Source organism: Bacteroides stercorirosoris (genome assembly GCF_900142015.1).
GTDB classification, from domain to species: Bacteria; Bacteroidota; Bacteroidia; order Bacteroidales; family Bacteroidaceae; genus Bacteroides; species Bacteroides stercorirosoris.
This window is the reverse complement of the sequence record NZ_FQZN01000004.1, coordinates 91,252-117,126: the sequence shown is the minus strand read 5'-3', so window position 1 is coordinate 117,126 and position 25,875 is coordinate 91,252. Positions and strand designations below refer to the sequence as shown.

The 25,875-nt window shown below is 46.3% G+C and carries 13 protein-coding genes; 3 read left to right on the top strand and 10 right to left on the bottom strand.

The window, feature by feature from the left end:
- Positions 1-397: 397 nt before the first annotated feature.
- Genes BUC01_RS04650 through BUC01_RS04625 form a run of 6 tightly spaced genes read right to left on the bottom strand, consistent with a single transcriptional unit; the run spans position 398 to position 12,896 of the window.
- A complete protein-coding gene (locus BUC01_RS04650; RefSeq protein ID WP_025831146.1) occupies positions 398-2,869 on the bottom strand; it encodes a glycoside hydrolase family 2 TIM barrel-domain containing protein in 2,472 nt (823 codons plus the stop codon).
- Positions 2,870-2,878: 9 nt separating this feature from the next.
- Positions 2,879-3,952: a glycoside hydrolase family 53 protein gene (locus BUC01_RS04645; RefSeq protein WP_025831147.1), complete on the bottom strand. Its 1,074-nt coding sequence runs from the start codon at positions 3,950-3,952 to the stop codon at positions 2,879-2,881.
- 12 nt (positions 3,953-3,964) lie between these two features.
- The gene (locus BUC01_RS04640; RefSeq protein ID WP_073312883.1) at positions 3,965-5,683 is read right to left on the bottom strand and encodes a DUF5114 domain-containing protein; all 1,719 of its coding nucleotides are present in this window, start codon (positions 5,681-5,683) and stop codon (positions 3,965-3,967) included.
- Positions 5,684-5,694: 11 nt separating this feature from the next.
- Positions 5,695-7,269 carry a RagB/SusD family nutrient uptake outer membrane protein gene (locus tag BUC01_RS04635; protein ID WP_025831148.1) on the bottom strand — a complete coding sequence of 525 codons (1,575 nt, stop codon included), beginning with the start codon at positions 7,267-7,269 and terminating at the stop codon, positions 5,695-5,697.
- Between the two features lie 29 nt (positions 7,270-7,298).
- Positions 7,299-10,268 (bottom strand): SusC/RagA family TonB-linked outer membrane protein, encoded by a 2,970-nt coding sequence (locus BUC01_RS04630; protein WP_073312882.1) that lies wholly within the window; start codon positions 10,266-10,268, stop codon positions 7,299-7,301.
- 27 nt (positions 10,269-10,295) lie between these two features.
- Complete coding sequence (locus BUC01_RS04625) at positions 10,296-12,896, bottom strand: glycoside hydrolase 5 family protein (RefSeq protein WP_073312879.1); 2,601 nt, start codon at positions 12,894-12,896, stop codon at positions 10,296-10,298.
- Positions 12,897-13,107: 211 nt separating this feature from the next.
- On the opposite strand from BUC01_RS04625, the gene BUC01_RS04620 reads away from it, so the two are divergent.
- A complete protein-coding gene (locus tag BUC01_RS04620; RefSeq protein WP_025831149.1) occupies positions 13,108-13,590 on the top strand; it encodes a PepSY-like domain-containing protein in 483 nt (160 codons plus the stop codon).
- Positions 13,591-13,822: 232 nt separating this feature from the next.
- Here the strand turns inward: BUC01_RS04620 and BUC01_RS04615 are convergent, their stop codons facing one another.
- From BUC01_RS04615 to BUC01_RS04600, 4 genes are all read right to left on the bottom strand, one after another.
- The gene (locus BUC01_RS04615; RefSeq protein WP_025831150.1) at positions 13,823-15,397 is read right to left on the bottom strand and encodes a peptide chain release factor 3; all 1,575 of its coding nucleotides are present in this window, start codon (positions 15,395-15,397) and stop codon (positions 13,823-13,825) included.
- Between the two features lie 21 nt (positions 15,398-15,418).
- Positions 15,419-16,276 carry a dTDP-4-dehydrorhamnose reductase gene (gene rfbD, locus BUC01_RS04610; RefSeq protein ID WP_025831151.1) on the bottom strand — a complete coding sequence of 286 codons (858 nt, stop codon included), beginning with the start codon at positions 16,274-16,276 and terminating at the stop codon, positions 15,419-15,421.
- A 73-nt stretch (positions 16,277-16,349) separates the two neighbouring features.
- Entirely contained in the window at positions 16,350-16,892 is a 543-nt protein-coding gene (locus BUC01_RS04605; RefSeq protein ID WP_025831152.1) for a DUF4924 family protein, read from the bottom strand.
- A 16-nt stretch (positions 16,893-16,908) separates the two neighbouring features.
- Positions 16,909-17,562: a LysE family translocator gene (locus tag BUC01_RS04600; RefSeq protein WP_007664434.1), complete on the bottom strand. Its 654-nt coding sequence runs from the start codon at positions 17,560-17,562 to the stop codon at positions 16,909-16,911.
- A gap of 422 nt (positions 17,563-17,984) precedes the next feature.
- On the opposite strand from BUC01_RS04600, the gene purL reads away from it, so the two are divergent.
- Together purL and BUC01_RS04590 are read left to right on the top strand one after the other, a co-directional pair.
- Complete coding sequence (purL, locus tag BUC01_RS04595) at positions 17,985-21,689, top strand: phosphoribosylformylglycinamidine synthase (RefSeq protein ID WP_073312877.1); 3,705 nt, start codon at positions 17,985-17,987, stop codon at positions 21,687-21,689.
- Positions 21,690-21,873: 184 nt separating this feature from the next.
- A complete protein-coding gene (locus BUC01_RS04590) occupies positions 21,874-25,872 on the top strand; it encodes a hybrid sensor histidine kinase/response regulator transcription factor (protein ID WP_073312875.1) in 3,999 nt (1,332 codons plus the stop codon).
- Positions 25,873-25,875 lie beyond the last annotated feature (3 nt).

The window sequence follows — 25,875 nt, the reverse complement described above, 5'->3', positions numbered from 1 at the left end:
ACTATTATAAAAGCTATTTATGCAGAAAAGGGTTACTACTTATGGGCAATATGGTTACTACTTATAGGTGATATGGTTACTACTTATGGGCAAAAGGGTTACTACTTCCGGCTGAAGCACTTATTTGCATCATGCTTTTCACTTATAAGAGTAACTTTCAAGGGATATTCTACTCCAGAATAAATGTAAGTATTTCGATATTCCTCAATCAATCTGCCACTTGCTTACTTTCATTCGCATCTTTCAGCTTTCACCAGCATCAGGACAGAAACAATGGATTCTCAGCCAACTTAAAATACAATTTGTCAAATAGATACTATTCATCCCCACCGTGCATTTGTAATAAATACAATGCATAGTGGGGATGGAAGATTTTCTTAAATCAGATGTTACACAATTATTTTAAAGTTCTCAGCACAATCTTACCGGATTTCACCCCCTTAGCCTTAGCCTCGAAAACGATTTCGCCGGGTTGTTCAGCCGTTTGAACAATTGCCGTTAACTGACCGCTGAAGGCGGGCATCTTCAGTAAATGGAATAAGTCGAGCGAAGTAGCATCGCCATTGGCAGCAGCACGATAACGACCGGCACCTTTCACGGAGAAATTAACAAGCCGGTTGTCAGCGGGACAAAGATTGCCGTCTTTATCAACTACACGGACGGTGATGTAAGCCAGATCTTTACCATCGGCTTTCAGCTGACTGCGGTCGGCAATCACTTCCAGATGATGAGGTTTACCAGCGGTACGGATTACTTTTTCCTCTACGGATTTGCCGGAAGCATCGTATGCGACCACTTTCACTTCACCCGGTTCATAAGGAACATCCATCCACATCAGGCGGTAACGACGCTGCAAAGCAAGAGCATCTTTCCCCTGCAATGCTTTACTCTCTTCGGCAGTGAGTTTACGCTGCTTGCCGAAGCTCTTACCATTAACAAAAAGCTCGGCCGACGGATAGCTCGTATAGACAAACACAGGGGTGTTCTCCCCTTCCCTACCCGGCCAAGTCCAATGAGGAAGAACATGAAGAGTATTAGCCTGCTTATTCCAAAGACTGCGGTAAAGATAGTAACGGTCTTTAGGCAGACTGGCAAGGTCGATGATGCCAAACAGCGAGCTATGACTCGGCCAGGCATCCGTATCGTATGGTGAGGGTTCACCCAGATAATCAAAGCCTGTCCAGACAAACTGCCCGATAGTCCAGTCATAATCATCGGCAAGGGCAAAGTCCTCATCAGGCACATTAGACCAGGAGCAATGTTCCAGATCATAACCTGAAGATTGATGATCCTCATACTTTGCATCGCCGCGTTTCTCTACAGGGAATTTATATACACCACGAGAACTGACAGTAGAAGATGTCTCGGAACCCAGCACTATATTTTGCGGCAACTTCTCATAGGCCTCCAAATAGCGATGTGCGCGATAGTTGAAACCGGGAACATCAATCATGGCGGCAAAGCCGTTCTTCAAGACACAAGTCACCTGGTCCATACCACAAGTTACGGGACGCGTCGGGTCTTCGCGGTGGCAGATATCCTGCAAGAAAGAAGCCACCTTATAACCTTCGGGGCTACATTGGGTAGGAACTTCATTGCCAATGCTCCACATCACAACACAAGGATTATTACGATATTGATGCAACATATTTATCATATCACGCTCCGCCCACTCGTTGAAATAACGGTGATAACCATTCTCACATTTGGCAATGTCCCACTCATCGAAAGGTTCCAGCATCATCATGAATCCCATTTCATCACAAAGTTGCACCAATTCCGGCGCAGGCATATTATGGGAAGTACGGACAGCATCACAGCCCATATCTTTCAGCATCGTAAGCTGGCGGCGTAAAGCGGCAACATTGATAGCCGCGCCCAACGGCCCAAGATCATGGTGATTGCACACACCCTGGAATTTACGGTGCTTACCATTCAGGAAAAAACCCTTATCAGCTATGATTTCTATGCTGCGGATGCCAAAACGGGTAGTATATTCATCCGTTTGCTTGCCATCCGCATAGATTTTAGAAACTGCCTTATATAGATAAGGTGTCTCCGGTGACCACAGACAAGGAGCATCCACCAGAAAGTTTTGTTCGAAAGGCTGACCGTGATTAATCTTACGGGTATTATCCTTCATTGCTACAACTTTACCATCCGGTGAGATAATCTCCGTAACGATACGGATATCTTTCCCCTCATCATTGGCAATAGTGGTCAACAAACGAACTGAAGCGTATTCATCAGCTACATGGGGTGTAGTCAATTGTGTGCCCCATACAGGAACATGCACTTTCCCGGTAGTCACTACACGTACATTACGGTAAAGCCCAGCTCCGGGATACCAGCGGGAAGACTGCGGTTTGTTTTCCAGACGAACAGCAAGAGTATTGTTCTTACCGTCTTTATTCAAAAGAGAAGTGACATCGCAATGGAAAGAATTATAACCGAACGGCCAGAAACAGGCTTCCTGCCCATTGACGTAGACACGGGCTTCGCTCATGGCGCCATCGAAGACAAGAGTGGTCTGCTTATCGGCAGTGACATCAAAGGTTGTACGATACCAGCCGATACCCACATAAGGAAGCCCGCCTGTGCGCCCGGTCTTGATAGAAGCTTTCTTCTCGAAGTTCTGCGTTATCGCCACTTCCTGCAAGTCGTTGCTGCGGTCGAAAGGACCGAAGATGGCCCAGTCGTGAGGCACGGTTACGGTTTCCCACTTGCGGTCGTCAAACTCCGGTTTCATAGCTTCCGGAGCGTCGCCTTTGGTGAATTTCCAGTTCTTCTCAAGAAGAGACTCGCTGCGTTGCGCTTGCAGGGAGGCAGCAAGTAAGATCATTAAGAATAAAGTCGATAGTTTTTTCATGATGGTATATTATTGATTAAATGCGTCCAGTGCAACAGTCGGTTTACCGCTTTCATCAAAAGCTCCCAACGTATATCCGTTCCAACTGCCATAAGACTGCGGTTCCCAATAGAAGACGCCAAGACACTGTTCGATTGCTTTAGATTTGGCAATCAGCTCGGTCAGGCAAGATTTTGAGATCTCAGGCTCATCCCAGGGCATGCCGACTTCGGCAATCATAACCTCCTTATTATAACGGCTCACCATATCCTCCATATTGGCCACACAGGCGGCAACCATCTCTTGCCAGTTATCTGTTCCGGGATAAAGGGACATAGCTATGACATCATAAGGAGTGTTATTGGCTTTCAGAATATCGAATATCCAGCGATAGGTACCGTTATTGTTTCCATCATGCAAATGTACGATAACTTTTGCATTGGGGAATACCTCTTTCACTGCATTCGAACCGGTTGTGATAAAATCTGCAAAGTTCTTCTCATTCTTCGCATAAGTCACGCCCTCCTTCGGAACGTCATACGTGGCACCGCTCACTGTGGCATCCTCATCCCACAACATACCGGGAGTTATTTCATTACCCACCTGCACCCATTCGGGAGTAATACCTTTCTCTTTCAAGGCATTCAGCACATCTTTGGTATGGTCGGCAATTGCTGTCTTCAGTTCATCAAGCGAAAGTCCTACCCAGGCGGCAGGCTTATACTGGCTACCCGGATCTGCCCATACATCACTGTAATGGAAGTCAATCATCACCCGCATACCCAGTTGATGGGCACGCCAGGCTTTCACCACAACATCACTCTTATTACACCAACCATCCGAAGGATTCACCCATACACGCAGGCGGATGGAGTTCATGCCCAGATCACGCAATAAAGTCATACACTCCGTTTCACGACCGGAAGCGTTGTAGAACTTCTTTCCCGACGCTTCCATCTGTGTCAACCAACTGACATCGGCGCCTTTGGCAAAGCCGGTCATGTCATAAGTCGGTTCTTCGGGAAATGTCGGTTTATCATCGTCACTGCAAGCGGCTGCTCCCCAAAGGAGCAGGCCGGCTAATAATATATTCATTAATTTCATAATTGATATCCTTTATTCAATAGTATAGGTTGCATTAATTAAATCTATAGTCAGAGTGTACGTACCCGGTGCCAGCGTGGCATCATCCGTGATGCCGTTATTACTCTTATAATAGAGTTTTCCGGCACTTCCGCCATAAACATAATTCCAGTCTCCGTTAAAAAGATAAATCTTAAATCCCCAGGCAGACGGTTGGGTGATAGTGATACTACCACTATATACACCACCGGTAGCTGTAGCGGGCAATGGTTCAAAAGTCCAGTCTTCACCTTCCAGTTTATTAAGACCGGCAACATAAATTTCATCGCCTATAGCCGTCAGTTTATAAGTCAATGCTTTCAATGATACATCAAAGAAGTAAAGACCGCCATCTGGTGCAGGAATATTGTTCTCCGCATTAAAAGCTAACGTTCCGGCATTGGCATCGCCTTCGCCCAATTTATAAACATCTCCCCAATTACCTTCTTCTATTGCAATCTGATATCCCCAGGGAGAATTAACATCCGCCACACCGGCATATCCCAGATTATCCTCATCATAAAGCCGCAGGTAGTTATTGAAGTTCCAGTCACCTTCTCCTTCACTGATACCCAGCATATAAAGAGTCTCTCTCACCGGTTCGGGCTCGGCACTGCCACTGGTTACTTCTACCGTCCACTGTTTCGGATTGCTCAAATCAATAACCAAAGTACATTCTCCCGCTGCCGGAACATTCACTGTGATATTACCCGCTTCTCCGCCAAAGATAAGATTTTCTCCGTTTTGCGCAAAACTTACAGGAGTTTCAATTCCTAAGTTGGCATCACTATCCGAACCATCAGTACCCGTAGAAGAATCGTATAGACGACCGGTTCCGTTCACCTTGAATGTAATATTTCCCGCCTGTGCAGCACTAAATGCATACGTCCATTTCACATTCGGACGATCAAAAGTCATTGTACCTGCCACATCGCCTGTAAGCGTAAGAGACGGTATGTAAAGGGCCGACCAGGCTTTCTTGTTAGTGTTTGCATCCACATAATAACAACCGCCCATTCCGGGAAACCAGAAGTTCCAGGAGGATTCTTCCGAAGACATCAGAAAGGCCGTTCCTGTTACGCCATCATTACCCCAAACCGTTCCATCACCTTCTTTCATAAAGAAGTTGTACCAGGCGGTGGCTCCCATGAAACCCAGATATTGCCCGTCGGAAGCAGCCGAATAGAGTGTCACACCGGTTTCTGCCTTATCGGCATTAAGAATATACCCCAGACTCATGTCAATCGTATAGGGAGTGACCGCTACTGTGACTACATTAGAGTAAACAGGGATCATATTCTTTCCCGTCTGCGCAGCAAGCCGGAAATAAACGTTATTCGCCACATCAGGATTGGCACCGATATTCTTGGCCAGTGCATTCAAGGCAGCACCGGTATAAGCCTTCGAGAGGGAAGTTTCTACATTTTCGCTCACCACACCCGAAAAATCCTGAGTAGTGGAAACCTGCAAGGTCTGGATGGTCACATCAATAGCCGACAAAGCAGGGTCGCTGATCTGCAAGGCATCTTTCGTCCATGCCAAAGACAGGACAATGTCATTACTGTTTTCCTGCGACAAGACGACTGTACTTTCCGTCGCAACCAGTTCACCGGATTGAATACTGCTCAGATATATTTTGTCTTCATCCTTTTCGCAAGAGGCAAAACTAAAAACTGCCGCAAGAAGGAGAAGGAAATTCTTCATTGTCTTCATATAGTATAGAATTAATAGTTTTCGTTATAAAGATTCGGGTTAGCCGTCAGTTCGGTGGACGGAATAGGATAAATGTTATATTTGTTGTCTACTGCCTGTCCGTTCATCACACCGCCTTTCCACTGCCACAGATAGCTGGAAGTGGTAAACTTGCCGTAACGTATCAGATCCGTGCGGCGGACACACTCCAGATAGAGTTCACGGGCACGCTCGTCAAGAATAAAGTCGGTGGTCAACTGTCCGTCGGTAATATTCCCCGAATCGTTGCCAAAGGCACGTCTGCGCAAATCATTGACACAACCTAAAGCTGTGGAACGGCTGCTGCCTTCTCCCCCTCTCACTACAGCCTCAGCCAACATCAGATAGACATCCGCCAGACGGAAAACCGGGAAATCGGTATTCACACCACCGTCGTTGCTATTGGAAGCGGCTTCGCCCGCATCAGTCAAGTTAGTCCATTTCTCCGGAAGATAACCGTTGCTTTGGTTTTCCACTACATCTATTGTTTTGGTCTGTCCCTCAGTATAGAACATCCCCCGGCCATCGCCATCACTGAAAAGATCGGGAAGTTCGCCTCGCAGGCGGAAATTACCCCAACCGGAAGATACACCGTAATCGGCAGGTACCTGAGTATCGGAAGTGTTATTCACGCCTCCGCAGATGATATAAGTAGTTGCTCCCCACGATACGGTATGTGTTGCATCCACCGGAAAAGCATAGATGATTTCATTGGTACGGTTATGGTTGTCGGCATTGAACAGTTTGGCATAATCACCTTCCAGCGTATAACCCGCTTTCAGGATTTCGTTGCAGTAGGTGATGCAATCCGTCCAATGGGCAGTACCCGTATAAACTTCCGCATTGAGATATAAGCGTGCCAACAGGGCATAAGCGGCTTGTTTGCAGGCACGGCCGTATTCGCATTCTGTGCGGTCCAACAAGTCTGCATCCACATCTTTCAATTCCGTCTCCAGATACTCGAACATTTGTGTAGCAGTGTAGCGTGGCGGCAGATAGCTGCCTACAGGATCATTCTCGGTGACAAGAGGTATGTTACGATAAAGATCGAGTGCATGATAGTATGCCAATGCACGGAGAAAACGGGCTTCAGCCCGATAATGGCGTATTTCCGCCTGCTCACTCTCACTGAATTTTTCAATCTGCCCGTCGGTGGCATTACGCAGGAATTCATTGCAAAGTGCTATGGTGTAGTAAATACGATAATACGTATCGGACACCCACGCATCATTGGCATCCCAACTCAGATAAGTAAGTCCACTCATTTTTTCGCCTCCCAACCAGGTGTAGACCACCTCGTCGGTGCCACATTCCTGCATATTGAAGTAACAGCGCATATAGTCGTAACCGAAGTTACTGTCGAGGTCTTTATCTCCGCCGCCTTTTTCTTGTCCGGCAATGACGAAAGACACATAAAGTTTTCCTAAAACGGCTTTATAGTTAGCTGCGGACGTATAAACATCAGCCGAAGTGGTTTCCGTATGCGGATACTGGTTGAGGTCGTCCAAACAGGAAGTTGTGAATAGTGTACCGGCAAAAAGCAGTACGGTATAGAATATCTTTTTCATACGATATGTCTTGTTTTTAATGGTAAAGATTAGAATTCAAGTCCCAGGCTGAGTGAGTAAGTGCGCGGGCGGGGATAGAAAGAAGAATCCATTCCACTCGGAACCTCCGGATCAACACCCGAATACTTGGTTATGCAAAATACGTTTTGCACCATGACACTAGCATTCAAACTGAGCCAACGGCATACACGGCCAAAGTTGTAGGATAGTGACAGGTTATCCATTTTCAGGAATGAGCCGTTCTCCACATAATAGTCCGACAAGTGCTGGCGCCTCTGGAAGCCGGTTTCCAGATAACTGCTGTGCACGTTATTCAACTGGAACGCATTATAGCTCATCGTCTCCCAGGCACCGGTGTTCATAGCCATGCCGTTGTATACGTAGTTGCCCACATTGGCACGAAAGCTGGTGCTCAGCGTCCACTTCTTATAATTCAGCGAAGTACTGAAGCCGAAGATAAAGTCGGGTGTAGGTGATTTATAGCGATAAAGGTCACCTGAGTTTATCTCGCCGTCATTGTTCAGGTCGGCATAAGCTCCCTCGATGGGTTTGCCGGTTTCGGCATCGTAAAGCTGTTTATAGACGTAGAACATATAAGGTTCGTAGCCTTCGCTCAATACCTGCACATTTTGTCCGTCAATGGAGGCACCGGCCGAGATGTTGGTGGCAGCACCACCTTCTACCAGAGAGAGGTTCTTGACTTTCATCTTTTGCCAGGTCATGTTGAAGCTGACATCCCAGTTCCAGTTCTTGCTTTGAATGGGACTGGCGTTCAGGGAAACTTCAATACCCTGACTATCTACATTACCCACATTGGTCAGGATATTCTTATCGAAATTAGTACCGGCGGGAGAGGCAACAGTAGCCAACAGGTCCTTGGTCTGGCGGGTATAGTAATCAAAGCTACCGGTAATACGGTCTTCAAGGAAGCCAAAATCAAAACCGGCATTCCAGGCGGTAGTAGTCTCCCATTTCAAATTAGAGACGTATGCCTCAGGGCGGTAGGTGGTGATGTACTGATTGCCGAACTGTGCTTCCGCCCCACTCTGGCTGGCTGTATAAACGGGCAGATAATTATAGTTACCAATGCCATCCTGCTGACCGGTGACACCGTAACTGGCACGGAGTTTCAGGTTACTCAACACTGCATTGTCTTTCAGGAAAGCCTCTTCACTGACTCTCCAGGCCAGAGCTACAGAGGGGAAAGTTCCCCAACGGTTATCTTTGCTGAAACGAGAGGTACCATCACGACGCATGGTGGCCGTCAGCATATAACGCGAATCAAAAGTATAGTTCAGACGCGCATAGTAAGAGAGAAGCACATGGCGCTCGTCGGAAGCGGCAGTCGTACTTTGTATCTCGCCTAATGTGCTCAGTTCACTGTATTGAGGGGAAGTACTCTTCCAGTATTGATAATCATATCCCACAGTGGCATCAATGCTGCTCTTCCAGGAGTCGAGGTATTTATTGTAATTGAAATAAGTAGTCAGCAGGCGGTTGGTATTCTTTTGCGGGCCATATTTATAATCACGCCCATGAGTTGTCTCATACTGGGCTGCCTCAGCCGGAACATATATCTTGCCTTGTCCCTTGGCATAATCATACCCCAAAGTAGCATGAAATTTCAGTTCGGGCAGGAAGTGCATTTTGTAATCCACATCAAAGTTACCAACCACACGGGACACACGGCTGGTTGATTTATACTGCTTGAGAGCCCCCAGAGGATTGACCGTACCACCTGTAACCAACTGCCCTACATTGTCAGTAGCCTCAGTGTATCCGCCAAACGTATTGTTACCCGAATAAACCGGAATGGTAGGGTTCCAGGTTGCTGCATTCCAAATGGCATTTGAATTGGCGAAACGGTTGTCGTTACGCGAACCTTTCACATTGAAGTTCAGTTTCAGATGGTCGTCAAAGAAACTGGGAGATAAGGATACACTACCTGTGATACGCTCTGCATTGTCCGTCTTCACCAAACCATCCTGGTTATAATAACCTAAAGACACACGGATAGGAAAGTTCTTTGCCAGACGGCCGGACAGGCTGAGGTTATTGTCCGTACCGAAAGTGTTATGATAGATTTTGTCATTCCAATCCGTGTTGGCATTACCCAGCAGGGCTTTCTGTGCATCCGAGCCCTGAGTATTGACCACATTGATGAACTCTTCGCGTGAGAGCATATCGTTCAATTTAGTACGAGTCTGTATGGAATTGGTAGTTGTGAAACTCACTTTCATACGGTCAGTACTTCCTTTCTTGGTAGTAATGATAATGACACCGTTTGACGCGCGCGAACCGTAGATGGCGGTGGACGAAGCATCTTTCAGGATGGTCATACTTTCTATATCACTCGGATTGATTAATGCCAAAAAGTTACCGTCATTACCACTGATACCACCCGTTTCAAGGGGTACGCCATCCAACACGATAAGCGGGTCGTTACTGGCATTCAGCGAAGCACCGCCACGGATACGGATGGTACTTCCGGCTGTGGGCGAGCCACTATTACTCATAATCTGTACACCCGATACTTTACCGTTAATCAGTTGTTCGGGCGAGGAAATCAGCCCGGAATTGAAATCCTTGCTGCTGACATTAGAGACAGATCCCGTCAGGTCACTTTTGCGGGTTGTTCCGTAACCGATAACAACCACATCACTCAGTACCTGAGAGTCACTTTTCATCTTTACATTCACGGTATTGTTGTCCGGAATGGGAACAGTCATAGTTTCATAGCCCACATAGGAGATTTGCAAAGTGGTAGCTCCCGAAGGTACAACAATGGAAAAGTTTCCATCAAGATCGGTTATCACGCCGGTACTGGTACCTACCACCAGGATACTGGCGCCGATAAGGGGTTCGTTCGTGTCGTCTACGACATGCCCGGTTACTTTTCTTCCGTCCTGAGCGGAAAGCGGGCTCGTAATTGCTGATAGCGCGATGCACAGCAGACATAGAAAAGCTGTGACGCGATGTTTTAAGGTTTTGTTTCTCATACTTGGTATTTAATTTAAAAGTGTTACTTATTCCAGCCAAATGCCGCCTATTTCTATTTCCGCTTGTTTCCCGGCAGTTCCTTCAAAGGACAGTTCAAGGCTTTCTATCTTTTCCACCCGGAAAGGAATCTCCGTTTGCGGACGGAAATAGTTGTCGAGGAAAACCGGATAGGCATGAGGCAACAGGGCGGTATTGGTCTGTCGCAGTTCCGTGAGAGGAATGCGAATGATATCATCCGTTGCAGCCGTACACGGTGCGAGATAGGTATATCCATCCGAAGTAATGAAACCTGCTTTAAGTCCTTCCGGCATCTTCTTCACGTGCAGACAAAGCTTACGGCCGGCTGCAAGACGTTCAGGACGGCCGCTAATGTCATCTTTGATATAGCGGCGAAGGAAAAAGACCGGATTAGGGTCCTTGGACTCAAAAGTAATGCGGAGAGTCGGTTTCTCCGTTGGGGCATTCTCAATCAATTCACGATTGGTACGACTCCACTCCGGTAAGGTATAGACTTCCAGGTTATTGCCGGTATCTCCCGCTTCCAGTAAAGAAAGTGGCTTCGTAGAAACGACTACATTCGTCTCCCACAGGGTAGCCGTGGTATAGTCCCAATCCAGCGGACTCTTGGCTACCCCGGAAGGGAATGTCTGTCGTTTATCTCCCCGACAAACAACGATGTTATACCTAAAACAACCTTCTTTTATATCTGAGGCAGGAACAATGGCACGGTATGTGTAACCACCTGCATAGTTCATCTTGATAGATGGATTCTTTTCATTCCAAAAGGAGATTTTATCAGTATAGATGATAACGGAGTCGGGCTGTTCATTACCGGCTACAGTGGCTTGTATGGTCAGGTCTTTGCCGGCATCAACAGTTCTCACCGGAGAATGATTGACTATGAAGTCAAGGTCTGAAGGTTGAGAGTGGAGAGTTGGGGAGACGTATTCACCAAGGGTGATGTTTTGCCAACGGGTATCGGCAGTCCAGGTTCCGGAGGCGGATATGCCTTCGCGTTGCAAAAGATAAACGCCGGGACGAAGGGCGGAAATGGTACCGTTCGTGGCGGCAGTATGTCGGGAGTTATCTTTATCTAATCCATTTATCTGGAAATGTTTACCCAAGTCAGGCAAATCCAGCACCATATCCCATGCATTGGAAATGATATGCATCACTTCTTTATCCAAAGAAGGTTTGGCAAACGGATCGCTCACCTGCACTACATCGGGCATAACTTCCAGGCGCCAGACACCATCTTCCAACTTATCTATCCAATAAGCACCTGTACCCTCGTAACGGACAACGGGAGAACTGCCGCATCCGGCAATGGCACGAAGCCGTGAAACATCTTTCGGAAGGGTCTGCGTCGTATTGGAATAGTAGAATTTCTCTCCATCGTTCAGTTCGCTCAAATCCTGTACGTAGCTGACGCGGAAGTCATTGAACAGCGTATCTGCCGGATAATCTCCAAAACTCTCTCCCCTGCCCACTTTCTGTGCCACTTCTGCGGCAATCATCAAACCAAGAGCCTTGTTCGGAGTATAAGCCACATTCAGGTAATGAGTCTGATATTCGGTATTATATGCCGCCATATCAATAGGATCATACGCAAACTGTGTAATCCACTGGAAGCCGGCAGAACGGAAAGTGCGGACAGTGGCAGGATAAAGATAGGAATAGAGATTGTCCGCAGGGTCAAATTCATAAACCAGACGCGCCTTTTTATTGAAACCTTTCAAATTGGAGAAAGGAATATCGTAGCGGTCTACCGCGGGCAGGAAGTTTCCTTTACGGGCATGTCCGGAAACAAGCCCCACGGGATACCACTGATAAGTAGTACCTTGAACGGCAGTATCGTAGTAAGCCTCAACCACATGCTGATTGTGGCTGACATTATAGAATACCGGTTTCCGGTTGCCTGCACGTTTCAAGGCAGATAACATCTTGTTGATATAAGTACGCGTTTCAACTACCGTACCCGGATGGCAGGGTTCGTTGTTGATTTCAAAACCTACGATGTAAGGATCGTCTTTATAGGCATAGCCTGTGTAAGAATTAACGTGGCGCACAAGGGCGGCAATATATTTTTCCTGCGCGGCAATGGCCTCTGCATCGCTATGAACAGCACATTTATCATAATTGTAGGAAAAGCCGCCGGTAGGCTGGTTACGTTCGGGATAGCCATTGCCGAAGTTGGTTTGAGCAGTAATAACGATGCGAATACCACGTTCCTGCAATTTAAAGATAAGATAATCCAGCAATTCCAAATGCTCGTTCTCCAGCAGGTTGCCTTTGCCATCGGAAATCTCAACGTCCCAAATGTGGATGCGGTAAGCATTCAGTCCCAGACGTGCAAAGTGGTAGACATCACGATCGATCGCAGCTTTGCGGTCAATGCCCAGATAGCCCATTACACGGTAAGCATGGGCAAAAGGCAGGGTATAATTCACGCCAAAGAAAGAAGTCTCTTTCCGGGTATCGGACCAACGCATGACGCCGTTGGCATCCACATAAACAGTAGGGATATTTTTTCGTACTTGGGACTGTACGTTGTTTGATACCTTGTTTTGTGCCGGGACAACTGCCGTCAGTAAACAAGTAACCAGGAGTAGAATGTGTCTCTTCATGTCATCAAATTAAAGTTGGTTTTCTGTTGGCAAAAGTAACGGAGGGAGGGGATTCGCGAAAGCATATTTCGGACATAAAAGGATAAAATTGAGACATAAAACAGCCACAGAGTGCCTTGCAGTGATGTTTTGTGTTAAATAAGCAAACAAAAGACATGGAATAGCGTTGTCTACCAAACCATAACCTAAGACCTAACAAAAAAATATGAGCATGAATAAATTGAAGTTTTCTTTTCTGCTTCTGATGCTTCTGGCATCAGTTCCGGTTTTTGCCGATTACGCTCCTGTCAATGTGCAGGAAGCCCTAAAGAAGATGTACCCCCAAGCCAAAGATGTAGCCTGGTCGCGGGACGAAGCGTATTATGTAGCGGACTTTATACAGAATGGCTTCGACACCAAAGTCTGGTTCAATTCCAATGCTTCGTGGGCAATGAAGCAAACAGACTGGGAAACGATGGATGAAGTCCCTGCCGCAGTTTATAATGCATTTGCTGCAAGCCAGTATTCTGATGGGATGGTACAAAATGTTACATTGGTCCAGTTTCCCGAAAAGCAATCGGTGATTTCTGTAATAGTGGGTATGGCAAATACGCAGACCAGGTATCAACTGCTATTCACCCTTGACGGAGGATTGGAGGATGAACGTAATGCGACTTACTTTAATAATCTGCTGGGTGCAGAGGTGTTCTTATAACAAAGATTTTCCATAATAAAAAGCTATTATGGAGCAGGACAAATGAAGCTAAATTCTTATTCGTATCGGTGCGGAAAGGAATTATTTCACCACAGATTACACAGATTAGCACAGATTTAATTTATTAATAATCAGAGATATCTTCCCTAATCTGTGTAAATCTGTGTAATCTGTGGTGCATCAAAACCGCTACAAAAAGAAACTAAATTCTGAAAAAATTCAGTCCTACCGATCAGAACTCGCTGGTAAAATGGAACTTAATATGCTTAAAGTCCATCTGGGCCATTTGCAGCACATAACCGCTATCTGCCAGGAAGACATCTCTTCCTTCACGGTCTTTCGCCATATACTGATACTTACGTTTCTTGAAAGCCTCCAGTTCCTCCTGGTCATCACTCTCTATCCAGCAAGCTTTATACAGACTCAACGGTTCCCAACGACACTTCGCACTGTATTCGTTCTCCAGACGATACTGGATAACCTCGAACTGCAACTGCCCCACCGTACCAATAATCTTCCGACCGTTAAACTGGTTGACAAACAACTGCGCCACACCCTCGTCCATCAGTTGGTCGATACCCTTGGCAAGCTGTTTCTGCTTCATCGGGTCAGCGTTTTCTATATACTTGAACATCTCCGGCGAGAAACTCGGCAAACCACGGAAATGAAGCATCTCCCCTTCCGTCAACGTATCACCAATCTTAAACGTTCCGTTGTCCGGTAACCCGATGATGTCACCTGCCCAAGCCTCATCAACAGTCGTCTTACGCTGTGCCATGAACTGTGTAGGCGAAGAAAAACGCATAGTCTTTCCATGACGCACATGCAGGTAAGGAGCATTACGCGTGAATTTACCTGAGCAAATCTTACAAAATGCAATACAGGAACGGTGGTTTGGGTCGATATTCGCCGTAATCTTAAAGACAAAACCGGTGAACTTCGGTTCTTCCGGTTCCACTTCACGCTCTTCCGCCTGCACCGGACGGGGACTTGGAGCTACCTCCACAAAACAATCCAATAACTCCTGCACACCGAAGTTATTCAGTGCCGAACCAAAGAATACAGGTGCCAGTTCGCCTTTCAGATATTCTTCTTTATCAAACTCAGGATAGACCCCATCTATCAGTTCCAGTTCACCACGCAGTTTATCAGCCAATTGCGCACCGATTTGCTTATCCAGTTCTTCGGTATTGATGTCTACCTCTACCTTCTCTGTAACCACCTGTTTGGAAGGCTGGAAAAGGTTCAGCTTATCTTCATAGATATTATAAACTCCCTTGAAACGGACACCACTTTCGATAGGCCAGGTCAGTGGACGTACATGAATGGATAACTCTTCCTCCAATTCGTCCAGCAAGTCGAAAGGATCCTTAGCTTCACGGTCCATTTTGTTGACGAAGATAATTACCGGTGTATTACGCATACGGCACACTTCCATCAGCTTACGCGTCTGCGTTTCCACACCCTTTGCACCGTCCACTACGATAATAACGCTGTCTACAGCGGTCAGCGTGCGGTAGGTATCTTCGGCAAAGTCCTGGTGACCGGGAGTATCGAGGATGTTAATCTTATAATCCTTGTAATCAAACTCCATCACAGAGGTGGTTACAGAGATACCACGTTGTTTCTCTATATCCATCCAGTCGGATGTAGCCGTTTTCTTTATCTTATTGCTTTTCACGGCACCAGCCACCTGAATCTGCCCACCGAAAAGCAATAACTTCTCGGTCAATGACGTCTTACCGGCATCCGGATGCGCGATAATAGCAAAGGTTCGCCTTCTCTCTATTTCGTTATTATTTGCCATATATGATTATATAGGTATCATTTATACTTCATTCAACTTCTCGATACACACTTTCAGGCTTTCTTCCCAATGAGGAACTTCGATACCGAACGTTTTCTTAATTTTCGTCTTATCCAATACCGAATAGTGCGGACGGGGTGCCTTTGCCGGGTATTCATTCGTATGCAACGGACTAACCTTACATGTCGTAATGCCTGCAATGCGGTGAATAGCCACCGTAAAATCATACCAGGAGCACACGCCCTCATCACTGAAATGATAAATGCCCGGAACAATTCCACGATTGATAGCTGCATAGATAGCAACTGCCAGATCTTTCGCATACGTCGGCGTACCAATCTGATCAAAAACGACTCCCAACGATTCACGTTCACGTCCCAGACGAATCATTGTCTTCACAAAGTTGTTTCCATAGATAGAATACAACCAGGCGGTACGAATCACCATCGCCTTTTCACAGTTCTGCATGACTTCCTTCTCTCCGCCCAACTTGGTAAACCCATAAACAGAGTTAGGGCATGTCTCGCACTCTTCTGTATAAGGGATATGCGCCGTGCCATCAAATACATAGTCCGTAGAAACCTGTATCATTGCAGCACCATTAGCCTGAGCGGCACGTGCCAGTATTCCCGGAGCTTCTTCATTCAGTTTACGGCATAACTCTTCGTTATCTTCCGCTTTATCGACTGCCGTATAAGCAGCACAATTCACTACGACTTCAATCTGATTGTCAGCAATGCACGCCCGTACAGCCTGTTCGTCACAGATATCCAGTTCCTGTACGTCAGTAAAATAATAAGTGTGTTGCGGATTCTCTTTTGCAAGAACTTGCATCTCGTTGCCAAGTTGTCCGTTGGCTCCGGTTACTAATATTCTCATCTCTCTATTTTAGATTTAATTATTTACGATTCACAATCAAAGTAACGTCCCCACTATCAGCCACTTTACAACATTACTCCCCCAGTTTCAACTCTCCCTTTTTATCTTTCTCGTAATAGTTGGCAAGCAGGGAAATAAAACTACTGATGGACTCTATTGCTTTCGCCGTTCCCGGTGTGATTTCCTTCTTCTGCAAACGCAGCAGCAAGACCCCATACAAAGCTTCGAAACACGTCTCCAGTTCCGGCTCATCTTTCTTTCCGTTCTTTTGGCGCAGTTCCACTATAAAGGGCAATGCTTTAAAATAGGCTGCACTATAATAAGGATATTTGGGAGATGCCAGCAATTCGCCATGCAACTCTGTCAGGTTCATCACTACGTTACGGTTGATTTGCAGATGTCCCTTTTCCTTCACACCTTCTATGCGCATCATATCAATCAGATTGCCATACCATTCTTCCAATGCGGGACGTTCCTCTTCGGGATAACGGGAAATAATACTTTCGCGGATATTATCGATATCACACCCGTTGGCGCGTATCAAATCCTCTACCTGCCACATATATATAAGGTATTCCGCGATATTCTTCGCTTTCAGTTGTTGTGCTATCTTCATGATTTTATGTTTCTTGTCAGTAAAGTGATTCGCCCATCAGCGTAAACACCAACCCAAACACAGACACAACAATGACAATGCCTCCGATAATACGGTTCAATATCCAGATGCCGCGCAGGTTGAATTGCGTACGGACTTTATTCACAAAGAAAGTGATGCCAAACCACCATGCCAATGCCCCCAGTGCAATAGCCAGGTATCCGGTGACCGCCTCAAACACCAACACCCCTTCGCTGACAAAGGCAAAGCGTGCAAAGAGTCCAATAAACAGGAAAATAATAAGTGGATTGGATAGTGTGACGGCGAACGCCGTTATGAAGTTATGGAAATAAGAACCTTTATTGGTAGAAACAGGACGGATGGAGGAGACGGGATTACTGCGAAACGTATAAATGCCAAATGCCAACAGCATGATGCTTCCGAACAACTGCAAATAAAAGATATTTTTATTGACGTAATCGAATACGAAACTCATTCCGTACCCTGTCAGCAAGGCGTAAGCAATGTCACTCAACGAGGCTCCCAGTCCTGTTATGAAACCATACCAACGCCCTTTGTTCAACGTACGCTGAATGCACAGCACGCCGACAGGCCCCAGCGGAGCAGACACAACTACCCCGATAATAAAGCCCTTCCATAATATATCGAATATGGTCCTTATTTCAATCATGGCTGCAAATATCGTACTTTTTTGCGAGACGAGCCAATAGTGTTAACGTTTTTTCGACTGAGAATTGCATTAGCTGACTTTTTTCATGACTTTTTGATTATATAAGTCATATTTCTTACAAGTTCCATGAGGATTATCTTTTTTTCATGCTTCTAAAATACGGGAATGAAATCAGCAAAGCAGATGCGAGTTTTTTTTATCTCCTTTTCTTTCTCTCCCCCAACGATTTTCCGTATCTTTGCCAGAAAAGCGAAGATAAGCTGCACCTCGGCATAAAAAATGAATAATTCATTTTATTCTGCGCTCAGTTTGCATTATCTTTGCGCCAAAGAAAAAAAGTCGGCATCTCCCGTAAACGCCTCTCTGCTTTTTCCGGAGTGCCCCAAGCATAAATCATAATTCATAAATCATAAATATTCAGTATGATTCTTTTTTTCAGAACCCCATCCAAAAGCGTGATAGCCGTAGAATGCGAGCACGCACTTCCTCAAGCAGACATCGACAAACTCTGCTGGCTTTTTGGAGAAGCCACCCTCGAAAGTGAAGACAACCTGAAAGGACATTTCGTTGGTCCGCGCCGCGAAATGATTACCCCTTGGAGTACGAACGCCGTAGAAATCACCCAGAATATGGGACTGGACGGCATCATCCGTATCGAGGAGTATTTCCCCGTAAAAGATGAAAACGCTGACCACGACCCGATGCTGCAACGCATGTATAAAGGTCTGAATCAGGAAGTATTCACCACCAACCGTAAGCCGGAACCGATCATCCATATCGAAGATTTGGAAGCTTACAACGAGAAAGAAGGCCTGGCACTCTCCAAAGAAGAGATGGACTACCTCAAGAAAGTAGAGCAAGACCTCGGACGCAAGTTGACAGACTCTGAAGTATTTGGTTTCGCACAAATCAACTCCGAGCACTGCCGCCACAAAATATTCGGTGGAACGTTCATCATCGACGGTGTGGAACAAGAGTCTTCTCTCTTCCAGATGATTAAGAAAACAACCCAAGAAAACCCCAATAAGATTATTTCAGCATATAAAGATAATGTAGCTTTTGCCGAAGGTCCGGTGATTGAACAGTTTGCTCCGGCAGACCACTCTAAGCCCGACTTCTTCCAGGTGAAAGACATCAAGAGCGTTATCTCACTGAAAGCTGAAACACACAATTTCCCGACAACCGTAGAACCCTTCAACGGTGCATCTACCGGTACAGGCGGTGAAATCCGCGACCGTATGGGTGGTGGTAAAGGTTCATGGCCCATTGCCGGAACTGCTGTCTACATGACTTCATATCCCCGCACCGACGAAGGACGTCTCTGGGAAGAAATCCTCCCTGTACGCCAATGGCTGTACCAGACTCCGGAACAGATTCTGATTAAAGCGTCCAATGGCGCCAGCGACTTCGGCAACAAGTTCGGGCAACCGCTAATCTGCGGTTCCGTGCTGACCTTTGAACATAAGGAAAGAGAAGAAGTTTACGGCTACGACAAAGTAATCATGCTTGCCGGCGGCGTAGGCTACGGCACGAAACGTGACTGCCTGAAAGGCACGCCGGAAGCCGGAAACAAAGTAGTCGTCATCGGTGGTGACAACTACCGCATCGGCTTGGGCGGTGGTTCCGTATCTTCTGTAGATACCGGACGCTACAGTAGCGGTATCGAGCTGAACGCCGTGCAGCGTGCCAACGCCGAAATGCAGAAACGTGCCTACAACGTGGTACGTGCCCTCTGCGAAGAAGAAACCAACCCGGTGGTGTCCATCCACGACCACGGTTCGGCAGGACACGTGAACTGCCTTTCCGAATTGGTAGAAGAATGTGGTGGTATGATCGATATGAGCAAGTTGCCTATCGGCGACAAGACACTCTCCGCCAAAGAAATCATCGCCAACGAAAGCCAGGAACGTATGGGCTTGCTCATTCAGGAAGAAGCCATCGAACATGTGCGTAAAGTGGCAGAACGTGAACGTGCCCCGATGTACGTGGTAGGTGAAACTACCGGCGATCATCGCTTTGCTTTCCAGCAGGCTGACGGTGTACGTCCGTTCGATCTTGCTGTTGAACAAATGTTCGGTTCGTCTCCCAAGACCTACATGATAGACAAGACCGTAGAACGTCACTACGAAATGCCGAAATACGAGCAATCCAAACTGCACGAATACCTGACGAACGTATTGCAACTGGAAGCAGTTGCCTGCAAGGACTGGTTGACCAACAAAGTAGACCGTTCCGTAACCGGTAAGATTGCCCGCCAGCAATGCCAGGGCGAATTGCAGTTACCATTGAGCGACTGCGGTGTGGTAGCCCTCGACTATCGTGGCGAGAAAGGTATCGCCACTTCACTGGGACATGCCCCTCAAGCCGCACTTGCCGACCCGGCAGCCGGTTCGGTACTTTCAGTGAGCGAAGCATTGACCAACCTTGTATGGGCTCCAATGGCCGAAGGCATGGACAGTATTTCCCTCTCTGCCAACTGGATGTGGCCTTGCCGCTCACAAGAAGGTGAAGATGCCCGTCTCTACACAGCCGTGAAAGCCTTGAGCGACTTCTGCTGTGCACTGCAAATCAACGTGCCTACCGGAAAGGACTCTCTGTCCATGACACAAAAATACCCCGACGGCAGCAAAGTAATTTCTCCGGGAACCGTTATCGTTTCCGCAGGCGGCGAAGTTTCGGACGTGAAGAAAGTGGTTTCTCCCGTTCTTGTTAATGATGAAAAGACTACGATTTATCATATAGACTTTAGTTTCGATACATTGAAACTGGGTGGCTCCGCCTTCGCACAGTCATTGGGCAAAGTAGGCGATGAAGTGCCTACAGTGCAGGATGCCGAATACTTCCGCGACGCTTTCCTTGCCGTACAGGAACTGGTGAACAAAGGCCTGATTCTTGCCGGTCACGATATATCAGCCGGTGGTCTCATCACTACCCTGCTGGAAATGTGCTTCGCAAATGTAGAAGGCGGTATGGAAATCAGCCTCGACAAGATGAAGGAACATGACCTCGTGAAACTTCTGTTTGCCGAAAACCCGGGTATCGTTATCCAGGTGAGCGACAAGCACAAGGAGCAGGTGAAACAAATATTGGAAGATGCCGGTGTAGGCTTCGTGAAAATCGGTAAGCCGACCGATGAACGCCATATCCTCATCACCAAGGATGATGCCACTTACCAGTTCGGCATCGACTATATGCGCGATGTATGGTATTCTACCTCTTACCTGCTCGACCGCAAACAGTCCATGAACGGCTGTGCCAAGAAGCGTTTTGAGAACTACAAGATGCAGCCGCTTGAATTCGCTTTCATGCCGGGCTTCAAAGGCAAATTCTCACAATATGGCATCGACCCGAACCGTCGCACACCGACCGGTATCCGCGCAGCCATCATCCGCGAGAAAGGTACGAACGGTGAACGCGAAATGGCCTACTCCCTCTATCTGGCAGGTTTCGATGTGAAAGACGTAACCATGACCGACCTTATCAGCGGACGCGAAACTCTGGAAGACGTGAACATGATTGTGTACTGCGGTGGCTTCTCCAACTCCGACGTGTTGGGTTCTGCCAAAGGTTGGGCAGGCGCATTCCTCTTCAACCCGAAAGCCAAAGAAGCACTCGACAAGTATTATGCACGCGAAGACACACTTTCACTGGGTGTCTGCAACGGTTGCCAGTTGATGATGGAACTTAACCTCATCACTCCAGAACATAAGAAACAGGGCAAGATGTTGCATAACGAGTCTCATAAGTTCGAATCCAGATTCCTCGGCCTCACCATCCCGACTAACCGCAGCGTAATGTTCGGTTCGTTGAGTGGCAGCAAACTCGGTATCTGGGTAGCTCATGGAGAAGGTAAATTCTCTTTGCCATACGATGAAGACAAATACAATGTGGTGGCTAAATATAGCTATGACGAGTATCCCGCCAACCCGAACGGTTCGGACTTCTCGGCAGCCGGTATAGCCAGTGCCGACGGACGCCATCTGGCAATCATGCCCCACTTGGAACGTGCTATCTTCCCGTGGCAGAATGGTTGCTACCCGGCAGAACGCCTGCACAGCGACCAGATTACTCCGTGGATGGAAGCCTTCGTCAATGCACGCAAATGGATAGAAGAGAAAACCAAGTAATTTCTACGAATATCCAAATAAAGCAAAGGCGCAGGTTATAATTTACAACTTGCGCCTTTTTCATGCAAACTATCAGAGAAATAGACCATTATTATTCGAGTTTCATTTTGCTTTTATCAAACAAAATGCATATTTTTGCGTTAATTTCACAAATGCCCCCAATAACAAAACGACCGTAACTGTTATGAGAAAATTTATACTTTTCTTTTTATTCATATACATATCTTCCCTCTGCATCGCCCAAACTTACAAGTACATCGGCGTAGAAGATGGTTTGAGCAATCGTAGGGTATATGCCATCCAGAAAGGTCCGAAAGGTTATATGTGGTTTCTGACACATAACGGCATAGACCGTTATGACGGTAAGGACTTCAAACAATACCGACTGATAGACAGCGAAATAGAAGTAAACTCCATGTTGAACCTAAGCTGGCTGTATGTCGGCGTGGACGGAACCCTCTGGGAGATAGGTAAAAAAGGAAGAGTATTCCGTTACGATGCCAAACACGACCGTTTCCAGTTTGTATACAAGCTGCCGGATGAAGTGGTGAAAGGAAATCCTTCTCCTGTAAGCTACGGCTTCATCGACACCAATAATGTGGTATGGTTATGTAATGAAGAGGCTTTGTATCTGTATGACACCGAAAGCGGAAAAGCCACCGTCATCAAGAACCAAATCGGTGAGAGTATCACAGACATTGAAGAGATTGACCCTGAACACTTTTTTATAGGGACGGATGTCGGCATACATCATGCCGAACTGAAAGACAACACTCTTACCCTTTCCCCCTGCGAAAAGCTCGACAACTTAAAGATGCAGGTCAATGAGCTATTCCTTCATAAAGAAAGCCGCAAGCTCTTCGTAGGAACCTTTCAGAGAGGTGTCTATGCATATGACATGAATCTCCATCAGACCATCAAGCTCAATGCCGGCCTGGAAGACGTGAGTATCACCCGCATCAAAGCTTTTAATGACAAAGAGATATTGATAGCCACAGACGGTGCCGGTGTATATAAAATGAATGTGGAAACTTACAAATGCGAGCCTTATATTGTAGCGGATTATAACAGCTATAATGCCATGAACGGCAATAGTATCTATGATCTTTATGTAGACGGCGACCGCATCTGGATGGCCAACTATCCTATCGGCATTACTGTACGCAACAATCAATACACCAGTTACCAATGGATCAAACATTCCGTCGGCAACAAGCAATCGCTCATCAACGACCAAGTGAATGCCATCGTTGAAGACCATGATGGTGACTTATGGTTTGCCACCAACAACGGTATCAGCCTCTACAGTACGAAGACCAAACAATGGCATTCGTTCCTCAGTGTATTCGACAATATCAACCTGACAAAAAATCATGTATTCATCTCCCTGTGCGAAGTTTCACCGGGCATCATCTGGGCAGGTGGATATAGTTCTGGCATTTATCAGATAGACAAAAAGCGGATGAAAGCTGAGTTTTTCACGCCCTCGACTTTTGGCGGTAGCGGTATCCGACCTGACAAATATATACGCTCCATCATGAAAGCATCGGACGGAAGCATCTGGTCGGGTGGGTATTACAACTTAAAGCAAATCAACTTCCAAACGAAGGAAATACGGCTCTACCCCGACTTAAACGGCATCACGGACATCAAAGAGAAAGATGAAAAGCACATGTGGATAGGTACCGCCACAGGTTTGAACCTGTTGAATATAGAAACCGGGAAGTATCAATATATAGCAATGCCGATAGAATCGTTCTACATCAACGCACTTTATCAGGACAAAGATGGTTTGCTCTATATAGGAACCAGCAATTCCGGTCTGTTGATCTACAATCATGAAAAAAAATCGTTCGAACATTTCCATAAGGACAATTGCGCCCTTATCTCCAATAACATATATACCATTCTTTCAGACGGAGACAAAAGCATTCTGCTAAGTACCGAAAACAGTCTGACCAGTTATTATCCGACAGCAAAAATATTCCATAACTGGACCAAGGAACAGGGCTTGAAAAGTGATCACTTCAATTCAACATCGGGCACACTCCGGAAGAACGGGAACTTTATCCTCGGAAGTACAGATGGAGCAATAGAGTTTGACAAAGACATGATGATTCCACGCGACTATAAGTTCCAGATGGTATTCAGTGACTTGCGGGTATTCTACCAGACCGTTTATCCGGGCGACGAGAGTTCACCGCTGGAAATGGATATAGACGAGACTAAAACACTGAGACTGAAATATAACCAGAATATATTTTCTCTAAAAGTATCTTCCATCAATTACGATTATCCCTCATTGCTTCTGTACTCGTGGAAACTGGAAGGTTTCTATGATGGATGGAGCCGTCCGGAAAAGGATTGCCTGATACGGTTCACTAACTTGAATCCGGGAAAATATACATTACGGGTGCGCACCATCTCCAGTGAAGACCGACGGGTTGTTCTCGAAGAACGCAGTATGGATATCGTGATAGAGCAACCCATCTGGCTCAGCCTGTGGGCACTGTTGTTCTATGCAGTGGTCATTGCGGCAATTGCCATCATCACATTGCGTATCATCATCCTACGTAAACAACGAAAAGCTTCTGATGAAAAAATACGCTTCTTTATCAATACGGCGCATGACATCCGTACTCCGTTGACATTGATAAAAGCACCGCTGGAAGAACTCAGTGAAAAAGAAAATCTGACTCCCGATGGACGCAGTAACATGAACACTGCCATACGAAACGTAAATGCCTTGCTGAGATTGACCACCAATCTGATTAATTTTGAGCGGGCAGACACTTATTCCGGATCTTTGTATGTGTCAGAGTATGAATTAAGCACATACATGGAGGAGACGATCAATGCTTTCCGGGCATATGCGGATGTGAAGCGGATCAGCCTGACTTACGAAAGTAACTTCCGATACATGAATATCTGGCTTGATAAAGACAAGATGGATTCTATTCTGAAGAATTTGATATCCAACGCTTTGAAATATACGCCGGAAGGTGGCAGCGTACACGTCTTTACCGCCGAAACAGAAGACAGCTGGAGCGTGGAGGTAAAGGATACGGGTATCGGCATTCCCGCTTCCGAACAAAAGAAACTCTTCAAAATACACTTCCGGGGCAGCAACGCCATAAACTCTAAAGTTACAGGCAGCGGTATCGGCTTGTTGCTGGTGTGGAAACTTGTTCATCTGCACAAGGGAAAGATTAACTTCAGCAGTACGGAAGGCAAAGGTTCCTGTATTAAAGTCACATTCCCGAAAGGAGAGAAATATTACCGCAAAGCGATTCACACTCCTAAACCGGGAAGTGAAAAAGTGGTTTACGCAGAATCGGGAGTACCTAAGAATATCCCGCCAAGTACCATTTACGAAAGTGCCAAACAAAAGCAGCAGAATGGTGACCTTCCGAAAATACTGATCGTAGAGGACAATGATGAGCTGAGGGAATATCTGCGCAATACATTGTCGGACAGCTACAATATACAAGTATGCAACGATGGCAAACCGGCACTCGACATAGTCAAGGAGTACATGCCCAACATGATTATTTCGGATATCATGATGCCCGAAATGCGTGGTGACGAATTGTGTCATATATTGAAGAATGATATTGAGACGTCTCACATCCCTATCATATTGCTTACGGCACTGAACAACGACCGGAACATCATCGAAGGATTGAAGACCGGAGCGGACGAATACATTGTGAAGCCTTTCAACATAGGAATTCTGCGTGCCACGATTGCCAACATACTCGCCAACCGTTCCTTGCTGCGGCATAAATATGCCAATCTGGAACTGAATGATGACGAGAATAGCGATGCAGCCTGCATCAACTGTTCTACCGACCTCGACTGGAAATTTATTTCTTCCGTCAAGAAGAATGTAGAAGATAATGTAGACAATCCTGCCCTCAACGTAGAGATGTTATGTTCTCTACTGAACATGAGTCGCACCAGTTTCTATAATAAGATAAAGGCTTTGACCGACCAAGCTCCGGCAGACTATATCCGTCTGATTCGCCTGAAACGTGCGGCACAGTTACTGAAAGAGCAACAATACAGCATAACAGAGGTTGCAGAAATGACAGGATTCAGCGATGCGAAATATTTCCGTGAAGTATTCAAGAAGCATTTTAATGTCAGTCCGAGCCAATACGGGAAACAAAAAGAAGAATAGAGA